Below are 14,592 nucleotides of genomic sequence, written 5' to 3' on the forward strand. Positions count from 1 at the left end.
AATGAAGACAAAAACGTTCTTAGTATTAGGATGCCTAATCATGGCCATGTCTGCTACGGCACAACGTGTAGTAGGCGTTAGAATTGGTTATGTAGATATGGAATACATTTTAGAAAATGTAGAAGAGTACCGTGAAGCAACAGAACAATTAAACGCTAAAGCAGATAAGTGGAAGCAAGAGATTGAGTTGAAGTTGGCAGAGGTAGATCAAATGAAAAAAGATTTGGCTGCGGAGAAGGTGTTGCTTACAGATGAGTTAATTGCAGAAAGGGAAGAAGAAATTCAAATTTTACAGACAGAAGCATTGGCTTATCAACAAGACCGTTTTGGTCCTCAGGGCGATTTGATTTTGCAGAAGCGTTTGTTAATACAGCCTATACAAGACCAAGTGTTCACAGAGGTGCAAAAAATAGGTCAGAATAAAAGATATGATTTTATTTTTGATAAATCTGCAGATGTTGTAATGTTGTATTCCGAAAAAAGGCACGATATCAGCGATATGGTCCTTAGGGAGATAGCAAGGACTAGAAAAGTAAGTGCTAGTAACAAGGCACAGAACGATAAGAATAGGCTGCGTAAGTTTCAAGAAGAGCAAGCAGAAGAAGATGAGGAAATAAGTGATGCGCTAAGGGAAAGGCAAGAAAAAGCCCAGGCTTTAAAAGAAAATAATGCAAAAGCCGCAGAACAAAAACGTGCAGATCAGCTAAAGCTACGTGAAGAGCGTAAAAAGGCCTATGAAGAACGTAGAAAGAAATTGTTAGAAGAAAGAGAAGCCAAAAGAAAGGCTAAAGAAGAGGAAAGAAAAAAATTAGAAGAAGAAAAGAAAAAAGAAAAGGATTCAACTAGTAATTAAAACTGAACACTAGAATTTATACTCAAATTAAAGCTATTTAAAATTATGAAAAATGTAAAAAAGATTGTTGTGGCGTTGGTGTTGATGGTAGCGACAACAGGTTTTGTAAATGCACAAAGTAAAGTTGCCCATATTGACGTAAACAAACTTTTGTCAGAAATGCCAGAAATGAAGGCGGCACAATCGGAGTTAAAAAAGCTTCAAGAAACATATAAGGCACAGTTGGAAGGTTCTATGACCGAACTTAGAAATAAGTATACGCAATACTCTAACGAAGCAGCTTCTAAATCTAAAGAAGAGAATGACAAGAGAGCGGTAGAGTTACAAGGTTTTGAAAAGAACATTCAGGAGGCAGAGGCTGCAGCAATGCAAGAAATGCAACAAAAGCAAGCAGAATTATTTGCTCCAATTTCAGAAAAAGCTAAAAAGGCCATAGAAAAAGTAGCTGCGGCGCAAGGATTCGATTACGTAATTGATGCCTCTCAAGGTGGTGGCTTAATCGTGGCAAAAGGTAAAGATTTATTGCCTTCAGTAAAACAAGAATTAGGCTTCTAACAGACGTTAGTTTAAAAATAGATAGAAACCATTGGCGTTTGGAAATTACCAAATACCAATGGTTTTTTATTTTTAGTGTATGAAACAACCTATAGGTATATTTGATTCTGGTATTGGCGGTACATCTATCTGGAAAGAAGTTATGCATCTGTTGCCTTATGAGTCTACGCTGTTTTTGGCAGATAGTGCCAATGCACCTTATGGTGAAAAAATTAAAGAAGAAATTCTATCCCTAAGTATTAAAAATACCGAATACCTATTAAAGAAAGGTGCTAAATTGATTGTAGTAGCTTGTAACACGGCCACCACAAATGCTATTGCAACCTTGCGGGAAACGTATGCTGTACCATTTATAGGTATAGAGCCGGCTATTAAACCGGCGGCTCTTAAAACCCAAACTGGAGTGGTTGGGGTGTTGGCTACAAAGGGTACCCTATCCAGTAGCTTATTTCATAACACTACAAAAATGCACGCTTCTGGAATAAGGGTAATTGAGCAGGTAGGTACGGGATTGGTAGATTTGATAGAAGAAGGTAAACTAGAATCTAAAGAAATGAGAGATTTATTGGCCACTTACATATACCCTATGATAGCTAAAGGAATGGATTGTTTGGTTTTGGGTTGTACGCATTACCCTTACTTAATTCCTATTCTTAAAGATATGATACCATCAGATATTACCATTTTAGATTCAGGTTTAGCGGTTGCCAAACAAACTAAAACTGTTTTGGAAAAAAATAATCTTTTAGCGCCTAAAACAGCTTTGGTAGATCATTGTCTTTACAGTAACAAAGACGCTGTTCTTTTAAAGCAATTTGTACCACTAAAAAGTGCTAAAGTTGCGTATTTAGACTTTTAATTATTTTCTGGTGTAAGTTCTATAGGTAAATGCATATTCATGCCTATCATCTTTATCATGAAATACTTCTTGCTCCAATTGCCAAACATCCTTGTCTAATTCTGGAAAAAAGGCATCGGCTTCTATTTCTGCATGTACCCGTGTTAATTCAATTTTAGTGGCAAAAGGTATGGCTAGCGCATAAATTTCGCCCCCACCTATAATAAAAGCATCTTCGGTAGGTGCAATTAAACTAAGTGCCTCTTCTATAGAATGGACAATAGTGCACGGAAACTTAGGCTTATAGTTTTTATCTCGTGTTATGGCTATGTGCTCTCTATTGGGTAAAGGGCTAGGAAAGCTTTCTAGCGTTTTTCTGCCCATGATTATTTTGTGTCCTGTGGTTAATGCTTTAAAGCGTTTAAAATCATCTGGTAAGTGCCAAGGCAAATCATTGTCTTTTCCCAAGGCATTGTTCTCTGCGGCAGCTGCTATTAAAATTAGTTGGTTCATTCTTTTTTTTTATTGATTTGGGATAAGGGAAAGTCGGTTTCAATTTCCTTTTGAATTTCGGCAATACGTTTTTTTTGCTTGGCCACTAACTTCTCGCGTTGTTTTCGTTCCCACTCCGTGCCCATGAACTTTTGGGTTACAAAAACATTTACCAAATGGATTACAAATAAAAACGCCCATACTGTTATGGCCCAAATAAACCAGTTATAGTTTTCTCCGTATTTTAAAATTTTATTGATTAGGACCAGAAAGACACTTCCAATTAAAAAAATAACAAAATGTGTAAATAGGTTTTTCTTTTGCCTAACTCTTTTTTGAGCGTGTTCCAGCAGTTCGTGCTGTTCCAGTTCTATATCGTTTTTTGGCTTCTTTTTAGAAAACATCTTTGGTTATCTTTATAAACAAATATAACTGAAATACACCGCAATAATGCTAGATATAAAGCAAATTAGAAAGGAGTTTCCCGCGCTTAGGAACCAGATATATGTTAATTGTGCGGCAGCTGGCCCATTTTATGAGGAGCTGCTAGAATGGAGGCAAGAACGCGATTTGGATTTGTTCTTAAAGGCTAGTGACGATTTTGTTGCCGGTAGAAAAGTTATTGGTAATACAAGACTAGAATTGTCAGCGTTTTTTAATTGCAAGCTTCACCAAGTATCTCTAGTACCTAGTTTTAGTTATGGTATGGGTATGGTTGTTCCCGGATTAAAGGAGGGGCAAAACATTCTGCTTATTAAAGAAGATTACCCAAGTCTACTTTGGCCATTTGAAAAAGCCAACCATCAACTCCATTTTATTGAATTGGCCACTAATCTAGAAGAAAGAATAAAAACAGCAATAAAGGAAGAGGGTATTACGGTTGTTGCTGTAAGCCTGGTGCAATGGTTAAACGGTTTTATGCTAAAACCATCGTTTTTTGTAGAACTAAAAGAATTGTATCCAGAGGTGTTGTTACTGGTAGACGGTACACAATACTGTGGAGCTTATCCTCTAGATTTTGAGGCCAGTAAAATAGATGTGCTATTGGCTAGTGGTTACAAATGGATGCTGGGTGGATATGGTAACGGATTTATTCTTTTTTCTAACCAAGCAGAAAAATGGTTAAAGACAACCAATTTTGGTTTTGGCTCTGTAGAAGGAGATTTTGATAAGAAAGGCGAAGTGTCTTTCAATAAATTTTTTGAGCCAGGTCATTTAGATTCGCTGGCTTTTGGTACATTGGGTTTTTCTACTAGATGGTTAAATAGTTTGGGTAAGGATAACATAGCCAACCAAAATAAGGTGCTTTCTAGTTATGCTTTTGAACAGTTTAGCACCTTAGGTTTACTAGAGGCTCAAGTATTAAATAGGTCCGAGCATAGTACTATATTCAGCATTTCTGGAGATGAAACGCTATTTAAGGAGTTACTATCAAAAGGTGTAGTTTGTTCTATGCGTGGAGGAAGAATAAGATTTAGTTTTCACTTTTTCAATACTTTAGAAGATATTACGGAAATAATAAACTTGTTAAAGAAGGTTATGTAATTCTGTTTATGACAAAAAAATCTTACTTTTTCATAGAAAGTCAACGTTAGATTAAGGCGAATTTATTAAAATGATAAATCGATGCTAACCTGTTGACAATTAATACTTTTATGATTTGTTTTGTAATTGAATTTTTAATGAAAATTAGTTGTCATGGCAATCAAAAAACAGTACTTAAAAAGTAAGCCAATTTGTAAGGTAACCTTTACGGTACCAGCAAAAGAAGCAGAGAATGTAGCGGTAGTTGGCGATTTTAATAATTGGAACCCTAAAGGAAGTTCACTTAAAAAATTAAAGAATGGAACCTTTAAAGGAACATTTGAATTACCTAAGGAGAATACCTATGAGTTTCGCTATCTTGTAGACAAAACGTACGTAAATGATGAGTCTGCAGATCGTTACCAATGGAACGATTATGCGGGTGCAGAAAACGCTGTAATAGAACTTTAGCTATATAAGCCTCGTTTAAAAACGGGGCTTTCCTTTTTTCTATGCTATAGTGAATAAGTAGTTTTTAAAAGTACTATTTGCATCCTTAAATTGGTTCACCACACGTAAACCGGCATCTTCTGCCATTTGGTAGACCATAGCATCATCATATTTTTGTGAAATTTCGGTATGTATAGTCTCCCAAGCATCAAACTCAAAGCTTTGTTCTAAGATATCTATGGTAACTTCTTGCGCTATTTTGCTAACCAAATAGCTTTTTGCAGTACCTGTTTCCGGGTTATAACTCTCCCAATGAATAAAGTTGTCCAAATTAAAATTGCCTCCTAATTCATTGTTAATTCGGGTTAAGACATTCTTGTTAAATGCTGCCGTAATACCAGACGGGTCGCTATAGGCATTTAAGATTGTCCTAGGGTGTTTCTTTTGGTCCATCCCCATAAAGAATAAATCGTCTTTATTTAGAATATGGGCAATATTCATCAAAAATTCTACCGCTAGTTTATGGTTAAGGTTGCCAATGTTAGAACCTAAAAACAAGATTACCTTTTTCTTTTCTTGTGTTTGTCCCATTTCTTTTAAACTATCAAAATAAGTGCCTTGTATAGGTCGTACAGATACGTTAGGCAGCTCATTGGTCAAGGAGGTACTTAGTTGTGCTAAAGCATTGGCACTAATATCTATTGGGCGGTATTCAAATTGATACTTTTGTTTTAAAAGTTCCTTTAAAAGTAGTTTGGTTTTAGTACCGTCACCGGCACCAAGTTCATACAAATTAAACGGAACATTTGGAGTAGAAAAGCTAGCGGTTATTTCTGATTTATGTTGCTCAAATATTGTGTATTCTGCTCGTGTTAAGTAATACTCTGGCAAAGCCATAATTTGCTGAAAAAGCTTATCTCCAATTTCATCATAAAAGTATTTGGAAGATAAATGTTTAGGAAATGCACTGAGCCCTTCTTTTACCTCTCTGGCAAAAACCATATTCGTTTTAGGTGTAGTTGTTTTTTCCATTACGTGTTTTATTTTGCCAGTCTTAGGCCAGTATATTGCCACCTTAATTGTGGGTGAAAAAAATTTCTATAGGTGTGGCGTGTGTGGTTGTTTGGAGTGGCTATAGACCCACCCCTTAGTACTTTTTGGCTTACCATGAACTTGCCATTGTATTCGCCCAAAGCCCCGTCTGCTTTTTTATAGTTTGGATAGGGTAGATAAGCACTTTCTGTCCATTCCCACCGGCTACCCCATTGTAGTTTGTCATTCGCAACTTCCCATTCAAATTCTGTGGGCAGTCGTAAACCCTTCCATTGGGCAAAAGCAAAGGCTTCATAAAAGGAAATATGAGCTAAAGGCACATTTAATTGAATTGGTTGTAGACCTTGTAAGGTATAATACTGCCAATTGTCTGCTACCAAGTGCCAATAATTGGGAGCTTTAATATTGTTGCTGGTTACCCAATCCCATCCTTCTGCATGCCATAAGTCAAAACGTTCATAACCACCATCGTTTATAAATTCTAAAAACTCACCATTGGTTACTAACGTGTTTCTAATACTAAAATCATGAAGGTAGACTTTATGTCTACCCAATTCGTTGTCATAACAAAAAGCATCGCCCTTATGACCTATTTCATAAACTCCCTCATCAATGGAAATCCATTCCGTTTGTGTTGCATCAGGGGGATATTCAATAATCTTATCATCATAACTTGGCAATAGAGGATTGTTACCAAGAATGTACTTAATATCTGTTAGCAATAATTCTTGGTGTTGTTTTTCATGATGAATACCAATTTCTAAAAGTACTGCTACATCTTCAGTAATGGGGGCATCAAATAGGGTTGATATGGCTTGGGTAACTTGTTCTCTATAGCTGTAAATTTGAGCAACGGTGGGTCTACTTAAATTGCCACGGTCTGCACGTACCACTCGTTTGCCAACGGTTTCATAGTAGCTATTAAAGACAAAAGAAAAATCCTCATGATAGGTTTTGTAATTCTTTACATAGGGTTTAAGGATAAACTCTTCAAAAAACCAAGTAGTATGGCCCAAATGCCATTTTGGTGGACTCACATCTGCTATGGGTTGTACCACATAATCTTCTGTAGCTAGGGGTGCACAAAGTTTTTCGGATTGTTTTCTTGTTGCTAAGAAAAATTCCAGCATGGGGTGCATTGTGGGCATGGATAGCGTTTTTTCTAAATATACGCATTAAATAGGGGGCTACTACGCATTGGATATGTTATAAATTGGTAAAGAAAAGCTAAAAATGGTTCCCTCATTGGGTTTGCTTAATACCTTGATGCTGGCATTATGCAGTTCTACAATTTTTCTTACAATGGCTAAACCTAGGCCGGCCCCTTCTTTTTCATGACTTTGTTTGGTTTGTCTGTAGCGTTCAAAAATTAAAGCCTGATTTTCTTCTGTGATACCAGGGCCGTCATCCTTTATTAAAATAGCAACTTCTTTATTGTTGTTGACTAATTGAAGTGTAACCGTGCCGTTTTCTGGCGTAAATTTTAGGGCATTGTCTATTAAATTTTGGATGGCACGTTCTACCAAAGATATATCTGCAAATACCAGCGGCACGTTTTCTGGAATGTCCAGTGAAAATTGAATGTTCTTTTTCTGCGCCAATACTTCATAGTTGTTGCAAATGTCATGCGCCAATTCGCTTAATAAAAATGGTTCTTTTTTTGGGGTTATTTGCTTGGCTTCTAACTTGGAATACTCAAACAATTGGGCTATCATTTTAGATAATCGCTCACCACTAGAACTTATAATATCCATGTAGCGTTCTTTATCGCTTTCAGATAATTGTCCTTCTTTCATTTTCAAAGTTTCTATATAACCTTGTATTACGGATAAGGGCGTACGCAGGTCATGGCTAATATTGGCAATAAGTTCCCTACGCATGTTTTCTAAAGATTTTATGTGTTCCATATCTTTTAATATGGTATCTGCCATCTCATTATAGGTATTGGCAAGTCCAGTTAAATCGGTTTTGTGCTTGGCAGCAATTCGGTACTCCAAATCTCCTTGCTGAAAACGCTTGGCGGCATAACTAATTTCCCGTAAGTTTTTGGTTAGATACCAAATACTAAGAATGCCTAAAAGTCCGGCAAAAAACAAGGTAAGGACAGAGATGCCCAAACCCATTTTTTGTGCATATCCGCCAAACAATAACGCTTTGGTATTACTGTAATCTTGCCCAGCTAAAATAATGTAGATATAGCCTTCTTTTCCACCTTTAGAAAATTTGGCTGCAGAAAATATTTGTTCTTCTCCAGGACTTCTAGGATTGTCTCCTAAGATATAGCCATTTCCATTTTGAGCAATAAAAGATTCAATTGGAGCTAAGGCAACTTGTTCTTGTTGTTTTTTGGGGTCACTATGGTCTAGAACAACAGAATACTGTACTTTTCCTTCCATATCTAACAGATAAACTTCTATAGCACGATTTATTCCCATCATATCGTGCATAATATCGCCAAACAAGGCTTTGTTTACATTGCCCAAACTATCTATGGGGCTTTCAGAAACAAATTTTTCGTCTATTAAATCTTGGGCTAAATTAGCGTGCAATCGCTGTGTGGTTTCGGATAAATAGTGATTGGAAAAATAAAATGTGGCCGCCGTAAAACCAATACCGGCCAAAAGGAGTACCGCTAAGAACGAAATTATTAGTTTGGTAATAAGCCGGTTAGAGTAGAGATTTTCTTTCATACTTCTTCATTGAATTTATAGCCAACACCCCAAGAGGTTAAAATATATCTTGGATTGCCCATGTCTGGCTCTATTTTAGAGCGCAATCTGTTAATGTGTGAGTTTACCGTATGCTCATAACCCTGAAAATCATAACCCCAAATAAGGTTAAGTAGCTTGGTACGGTCATAACTTTTACCGGGATTGCTAGACAGTAACACCAGTAAGTCAAACTCTTTAGGGCTTAAGTCTATTTTTTTGTCTTTTAGGGTAACCTTCCTGTATTCTAAGTCTACTGCTAATTCTCCAAAGGTCATTTTTTTGGTTTCCTTAGTTATAGGTGCTTCGGGAGCACTCATATTACCGCGTCTAAAAATGGCTTTTACACGTGCCAAGAATTCTCGTATGCTAAAGGGTTTAGTTAGGTAGTCATCTGCGCCCATTTCTAAACCTAGTACCTTGTCTATTTCTTCAGATTTTGCCGTAAGCATTAAAATAGGACTATTTAGTTGTGCGGCACGTAGTCTTCTGCAAATTTCTATTCCGTCTAGTTCTGGTAACATTACATCTAGAACAATAAGGTCTGGCTTAAGAGATAAAGCTTTCTCCAAACCTTCTATCCCTTTTGTAGCGGTTTCCACTTGGCAGTCCAAGTCTTTTAAATGGAGTTCTAATAAATGGATAATTTCCGGGTCGTCCTCTATAATCAATACCTGCTTCATACGGGCTAAATAAGACATAATATTTCACAAAAAGTTCACAAGTCCACAAGGCATTGTGATGGTTTGTGATAAAATAGTCGCACTTTTCTTAAAAGGCTAACAATTTGATATTAAAATAGGAATTAAAGTATTGAAAATCAACATGTAATAAATCTTTAAATTTCTGTGAAGAGTTTGCAATCTGTGGTGGGTTCCTTTGTCAAAACTTAAAAATTATAACAATGAACCACTTTAAATCATTATGGCTAGTATCAATATTGGCCTTAGTCGTAGTCTCGTGTTCAGATGACGATGATAGTACTATGACACCAGAAACTTTAGAAGCTGGCACACTAGCTGGCGGTCCTTTTAACTTTACGGTAGATGGGGTGCCAGATATGGTAAGCGGAATAACCTTAGACAATTTTACAGGACAAGGAGATGTACAGTCTTTTGTGATTACAGACGACGCTAAGAACATTTTGGGCTTACCGCCAACTTTTGAAGCCTTAGAAGGGGTGGATTTTGATGGGGCAGGAGAAGGTGTATGCTATATTTACCATATTACCTACCAAACGGGTTTAACAGGTTTGGAAACCGAACAGAATTTAGACGATTTAGATGGCACGTTTGATTTATCCAACTTTATTGTTGTAAATCGTAGCGGCCTAAACGCCGGAATGTTATCTGGCGGACCGTACGAATTTGTTGTAGATGGTTTACCAGATATGGTTTCAGAAATTGCATTGGATGCAGCAAATGTAACCGGCGATAACCAAACGTATGTAATTACAGATGATGCTAAAAATATCTTGGGTTTACCACCAACCTTAGAAGCAGTGATGGGGGTAGATTTTGATGGGGCTGGTGTTGGCTCTTGTTACATTTATCATTTAACGTACTCCGCAGAATTAGGCGGATTGGAACAAGGTGGTAACCTAGATAGTCTTACCGGGCAATTTGCCCTGTCTAACTTTGTTGTAGTAGATAGAGTTGGTCTAAATGCTGGTGCATTAAGTGGAGGCCCTTATAATTTTGTGGTAGATGGAATGCCAGACATGGTGTCTGCTATTGCTTTGGACGAGACGGACTTAAATGGTGAAAATCAAACCTATGTAATCACAGACGATGCTAAAAATATTCTAGGATTGCCACCGACTTTAGAAGCAGTAATGGGTGTAGATTTTGATGGAGCTGGCGTAGGTTCTTGTTACATTTATCATTTAACGTATTCCGCAGAATTAGGCGGATTGGAGCAAGGTGGTAACCTAGATAATCTTACTGGGCAATTTGCCGTGTCTAACTTTGTAACAGTAAACAGAAACGCATTAAACGCAGGTATCCTTTCTGGCGGACCTTTTATGTTTTCTGTAGATGGGACTGCCGATATGGTTAGTGGCATTACTTTGGACGAAACTCAGCTAACAGGTAGCAATCAAGGTTATGTAATTACAGATGCAGACCTTAATATTTTAGGTTTGCCGCCAACATTAGAAGCCGTAGAAGGGGTGGATTTTGATGGCGCAGGCATAGGACTGTGTTTAATATGGCACATAACCTATGAAGATGGTATTGTGGGATTGGAAGCTGGAGCAAATGCAGCCGATTTGGATGGTTTTTTTGCGTTATCTAATAGCGTAAGTGTATATAGAAATCCAAATGCTGGAGTTATTTCTGGTGGTCCTTTTACCTTTCAAGTAGATGGTAACCCAGATATGGTAAGCGGTATTAGCTTGGATAGTAGTGCTGCCACAGGAAGTAACAGTACTTGGGTAATTACAGACGACCAAGGTAATATCTTAGGCTTGCCACCAACATTGGCAGCGGTAGAAAGTGTAGACTTTGATGGTGCGGGTACAGGCGTTTGTCTAATCTGGTATATGCGTTATGAAGACGGGCTAACAGGCTTGGAAATGGGTAATAATGTAGACGATTTGGAAGGTTTGTACGGACTTTCTAACAGTATAACCGTAACACGAAACTAATTGCTATGGAAAAGAATGGTCTTTTCTAAGTGTTTTGTTTATTTAAAAAGCCCAAACCATTCGGTTTGGGCTTATGTATTTATACGGCCACGGCACCTTTAATATGTGGGTGTGGGTCGTAATTTTTTAGGGTAAAATCTTCAAACGTAAAGTCAAATATGTCTTTAACATCAGGATTTAATTCCATTGTGGGTAGAGGTCTAGGTTCTCTACTTAATTGTAGTTCTACTTGTTCCATGTGATTGTTATAAATATGTGCGTCTCCAAAGGTGTGGATAAATTCCCCAGCTTCGTAACCACAAACTTGAGCCATCATCATTGTGAACAAGGCATAAGATGCAATATTGAAAGGTACTCCAAGAAAGATGTCTGCACTACGTTGGTATAATTGGCAACTCAACTTTCCATTGGCTACATAAAATTGAAAAAAGGCATGGCAAGGCGGTAAAGCTGCTTTACCATTGGCTACATTTTCTGAAAAAGATACAGAAGTATCTGGCATAACACTGGGATTCCAAGCAGAAACCAACATTCTACGGCTATTGGGGTTGTTCTTTAAGGTATCAATTACCTCTTTGATTTGGTCAATCTCTTCACTATTCCAGTTGCGCCATTGGTGCCCATAAACAGGACCAAGGTTGCCATTTTCATCTGCCCATTCATTCCAAATACGTACGCCGTTTTCTTGTAAATAGGCAATGTTTGTGTCGCCTTTTAAAAACCAAAGTAGCTCGTGTATAATTGATTTTAAGTGCAATTTTTTTGTGGTCACCATAGGGAAACCCTCTTGTAAATCAAATCGCATTTGGTAACCAAAAACACTTAAGGTTCCGGTGCCCGTTCTATCTCCTTTTTGATTGCCCTCTGCAAGGACATGTTTTAATAAATCGTGGTATTGTTTCATAAAAAGCGCTCTACTGTCTCATGTATAGATAAGACATTAAACTAAAAATAAAAGTAGCGGATAATTCAACCTAAATTTATTTTTGTTCTAAAGTATTATACACTTTTTATTAACTAGAAATTTAATTACGAAAGCTAAGGGAGGAGGGTAGAATTAGTTGTTTTTGGATGATAGGTGAAAAGGGAGTTTTTAAAAATCCTGATGTCATTTTTTAAGATGGATTGACCATTGATTTTTATTCAAACTTCTTGTGTAAAAACAGATTTTAAAGACATAGCGTAGCTATTCCTCTCAAAACAACGGTTACAATCTAGAATAGCTACATTATTTCGAGTGAAAAGCCCCCCAAAAATAGAATCTAAAGTCTTTCTAATTGGCTGTGGTGTGTAGAAAAACCAAGTACTTATTTTAACCTAAGATCATACCAGCAATGGTAGCGGAAAGTAAGGAGGCTAAGGAGCCGCCTAAAACCGCTTTCATACCAAATTCGGATAAGGTTTTTCGTTGTCCCGGTGCTAAAGAACCAATACCTCCAATTTGGATGCCAATAGAAGCAAAGTTGGCGAATCCGCATAACATATACGTAGCCATTATTACCGATTTGTTATAGGTGAAATGTGCGCTATTGGCCACATTTTTTAGCTCTGCCAATTGAATGTACCCTATGAATTCGCTAGCTGCCAGTTTTATACCCAACAATTGCCCCATTAACATAACATCTTCATTGTTTACGCCAATTAGCCACATTAAAGGTGCAAAAACAGTTCCTAGTATAGCTTCTAATGAAAAAGAATCATAAGGAGTGTTTGCAGATATCCAAGTGTTGAAGGTGGTATATTCCCCTACACCCCCTAGTATGCCATTAATCATAGCTATAAAAGCGACAAATACCAATAACATTGCACCAACATTTACGGCAAGTTTTAATCCTTCTGTGGTACCATTTGCAATAGCATCTAAAAAATTGGCTCCAATGCGGTCTTGAGAAACCTGCACATCTGTGTTGATTGTTTCGGTCTGTGGATATAGAATTTTTGAAATTACAATTGCACCGGGAGCGGCCATTACGGAGGCTGCAAGTAAGTGTTTTGCAAATATGAGGCGTAATTCTGGGTCGTCTCCACCCAAAAATCCAATATACGCGGCCAAAACCGCACCAGCAACAGTGGCCATACCACCCACCATAACCAATAAAATTTCAGACCTATTCATTTTTTCTAAATAGGCTTTTATAAGTAAGGGAGCCTCGGTTTGTCCTAGAAAAATATTACCGGCAATAGACAGGCTTTCTGCACCAGAAATACCTAAAGATTTTGTTAGGAGCCATGCTAGCCCTTTTACTACTTTTTGTATTATACCAAGATAAAAAAGGACAGAGGTTAGAGCGGAGAAAAATATGATGGTTGGTAATACCTGAAAAGCGAATATGTAGCCAAATGTATCCATATCCACTACAAGCCCCTCAAATAAAAACTGACTACCTGCTCGTGTAAAATCTAGAATACTTACAAATACGGAACCAATGGTTTCAAAAATTACTTGAACAAATTTAACTTTTAATACGCCTATGGCAATTAATAGTTGTATGCCAAGACCAATAGCTGTGGTTTTCCAATTTATTGCTCTTCTGTTGGCACTAAATAAGAACGCAATTAGTACTAAGGCAGCCATACCCAAAATGCCTCTAAGCAATGTTTTAAGGGTAAAACCTTGATTGGGAACCAAATCTGCCGAGGTGGTGTTAAGACCAACGTTAGGTAAATTATTAGCCAAGCTGTCTATAACCACGGGTTCCTGTGCTGTTAACGGCAAGACAAACAAGCCTAATAATAACAGACACCAAATCTTGGTTGGTTTCATAAAGTAAAGATTATTTTCTTTTGGATATTTCGTCTCGCAGTTTAGCCGCTTTTTCGTAATCTTCTTTGGCTACGGCCTTATCCAGTTCTTTGTGAAGTTCTTCTAAAGACATTTCTCTGTAAGCACCAGTTGGGTTCGAATCAATTTCTACGGTTTCGCCTTCTTGAAGAATTTCATCTACTAAAATGCTTTCATCGCTGTCTTCTTCTTCCTTTTCTTGTGTGGAAAATTTCAAAAAGATTCCTGCTTTATCCAAGATAGTCTTATAGGTAAAAATAGGGGCGTTAAACCTAAGGGCCAATGCAATGGCGTCACTGGTTCTTGCATCTATAATTTCTTCTTGTCCTTCTTTTTCGCTAATTATGCTTGAATAGAAAACCCCATCTACCAATTTGTGAATTATAACTTGCTTTACTTGTATGCTAAAGCGATCACAAAAGTTTTTAAACAAATCATGTGTTAATGGTCTGGGTGGTTTTATTTCCTTTTCCAAGGCAATAGCAATAGATTGTGCTTCAAAAGCGCCTATTACAATGGGGAGTTTTCGGTCTCCGTCTACTTCATTTAAAATTAGGGCATAGGCGCCATTTTGGGTTTGGCTATAAGATATCCCCTTAATCTTTAATCGTACTAAACTCATATAAACTTTTGCCTAAAATAAAAGTGGCTGTTCAAAAATATGGCCTAAACCGAATCTGAACAGCCGCT

15 protein-coding genes are annotated in these 14,592 nt (G+C 37.3%); 6 read left to right on the forward strand and 9 right to left on the reverse strand.

What is annotated here, in order from left to right; genetic code table 11:
• The first annotated feature begins 1 nt into the window (after nucleotide 1).
• From BUL40_RS04175 to murI, 3 genes are all read left to right on the forward strand, one after another.
• On the forward strand, nucleotides 2–853 hold the full coding sequence (locus tag BUL40_RS04175; protein ID WP_080318195.1) for an OmpH family outer membrane protein: 852 nt from the start codon (nucleotides 2–4) through the stop codon (nucleotides 851–853).
• A 45-nt stretch (nucleotides 854–898) separates the two neighbouring features.
• Entirely contained in the window at nucleotides 899–1,408 is a 510-nt protein-coding gene (locus tag BUL40_RS04180) for an OmpH family outer membrane protein (RefSeq protein ID WP_010518326.1), read from the forward strand.
• A gap of 79 nt (nucleotides 1,409–1,487) precedes the next feature.
• On the forward strand, nucleotides 1,488–2,267 hold the full coding sequence (gene murI, locus BUL40_RS04185; protein ID WP_080318196.1) for a glutamate racemase: 780 nt from the start codon (nucleotides 1,488–1,490) through the stop codon (nucleotides 2,265–2,267).
• Here murI and BUL40_RS04190 read toward each other — a convergent pair whose 3' ends face one another.
• Both BUL40_RS04190 and BUL40_RS04195 read right to left on the reverse strand, forming a co-directional pair.
• Nucleotides 2,268–2,759 carry a dihydrofolate reductase gene (locus BUL40_RS04190; RefSeq protein WP_080318197.1) on the reverse strand — a complete coding sequence of 164 codons (492 nt, stop codon included), beginning with the start codon at nucleotides 2,757–2,759 and terminating at the stop codon, nucleotides 2,268–2,270.
• Nucleotides 2,756–3,142 carry a 2TM domain-containing protein gene (locus BUL40_RS04195; RefSeq protein ID WP_080318198.1) on the reverse strand — a complete coding sequence of 129 codons (387 nt, stop codon included), beginning with the start codon at nucleotides 3,140–3,142 and terminating at the stop codon, nucleotides 2,756–2,758. Before BUL40_RS04195 ends, BUL40_RS04190 begins: the two co-directional genes overlap by 4 nt.
• A 46-nt stretch (nucleotides 3,143–3,188) precedes the next feature.
• On the opposite strand from BUL40_RS04195, the gene BUL40_RS04200 reads away from it, so the two are divergent.
• Both BUL40_RS04200 and BUL40_RS04205 read left to right on the forward strand, forming a co-directional pair.
• The gene (locus tag BUL40_RS04200) at nucleotides 3,189–4,283 is read left to right on the forward strand and encodes an aminotransferase class V-fold PLP-dependent enzyme (protein WP_080318199.1); all 1,095 of its coding nucleotides are present in this window, start codon (nucleotides 3,189–3,191) and stop codon (nucleotides 4,281–4,283) included.
• Between the two features lie 153 nt (nucleotides 4,284–4,436).
• Complete coding sequence (locus tag BUL40_RS04205; protein WP_010518320.1) at nucleotides 4,437–4,733, forward strand: isoamylase early set domain-containing protein; 297 nt, start codon at nucleotides 4,437–4,439, stop codon at nucleotides 4,731–4,733.
• A 39-nt stretch (nucleotides 4,734–4,772) separates the two neighbouring features.
• Here the strand turns inward: BUL40_RS04205 and egtD are convergent, their stop codons facing one another.
• From egtD to BUL40_RS04225, 4 genes are read right to left on the reverse strand one after another with little or no spacing between them, the layout of a single operon-like run.
• Complete coding sequence (egtD, locus tag BUL40_RS04210) at nucleotides 4,773–5,744, reverse strand: L-histidine N(alpha)-methyltransferase (protein WP_080318310.1); 972 nt, start codon at nucleotides 5,742–5,744, stop codon at nucleotides 4,773–4,775.
• A gap of 8 nt (nucleotides 5,745–5,752) precedes the next feature.
• Nucleotides 5,753–6,913, reverse strand: coding sequence for an ergothioneine biosynthesis protein EgtB (gene egtB, locus BUL40_RS04215; protein WP_080318200.1), 1,161 nt, complete (start codon nucleotides 6,911–6,913; stop codon nucleotides 5,753–5,755).
• Nucleotides 6,914–6,955: 42 nt separating this feature from the next.
• Nucleotides 6,956–8,455 carry a sensor histidine kinase gene (locus BUL40_RS04220; RefSeq protein ID WP_080318201.1) on the reverse strand — a complete coding sequence of 500 codons (1,500 nt, stop codon included), beginning with the start codon at nucleotides 8,453–8,455 and terminating at the stop codon, nucleotides 6,956–6,958.
• A complete protein-coding gene (locus BUL40_RS04225) occupies nucleotides 8,452–9,156 on the reverse strand; it encodes a response regulator transcription factor (protein ID WP_029511459.1) in 705 nt (234 codons plus the stop codon). Before BUL40_RS04225 ends, BUL40_RS04220 begins: the two co-directional genes overlap by 4 nt.
• A 221-nt stretch (nucleotides 9,157–9,377) precedes the next feature.
• On the opposite strand from BUL40_RS04225, the gene BUL40_RS04230 reads away from it, so the two are divergent.
• Complete coding sequence (locus tag BUL40_RS04230) at nucleotides 9,378–11,120, forward strand: hypothetical protein (protein ID WP_244901817.1); 1,743 nt, start codon at nucleotides 9,378–9,380, stop codon at nucleotides 11,118–11,120.
• Between the two features lie 79 nt (nucleotides 11,121–11,199).
• Here the strand turns inward: BUL40_RS04230 and BUL40_RS04235 are convergent, their stop codons facing one another.
• The 3 genes from BUL40_RS04235 to BUL40_RS04245 all read right to left on the reverse strand — a co-directional run bounded on the left by BUL40_RS04235 (nucleotide 11,200) and on the right by BUL40_RS04245 (nucleotide 14,524).
• Nucleotides 11,200–12,024, reverse strand: coding sequence for a thymidylate synthase (locus BUL40_RS04235; protein WP_080318203.1), 825 nt, complete (start codon nucleotides 12,022–12,024; stop codon nucleotides 11,200–11,202).
• A 408-nt stretch (nucleotides 12,025–12,432) separates the two neighbouring features.
• Nucleotides 12,433–13,884, reverse strand: a complete 1,452-nt coding sequence (locus tag BUL40_RS04240) for a NupC/NupG family nucleoside CNT transporter (RefSeq protein WP_010518313.1) — start codon at nucleotides 13,882–13,884, stop codon at nucleotides 12,433–12,435.
• A gap of 10 nt (nucleotides 13,885–13,894) precedes the next feature.
• Entirely contained in the window at nucleotides 13,895–14,524 is a 630-nt protein-coding gene (locus BUL40_RS04245) for a bifunctional nuclease family protein (protein WP_080318204.1), read from the reverse strand.
• Nucleotides 14,525–14,592 lie beyond the last annotated feature (68 nt).

Source organism: Croceivirga radicis, from assembly GCF_002072105.2.
Classification (GTDB): domain Bacteria; phylum Bacteroidota; class Bacteroidia; order Flavobacteriales; family Flavobacteriaceae; genus Croceivirga; species Croceivirga radicis.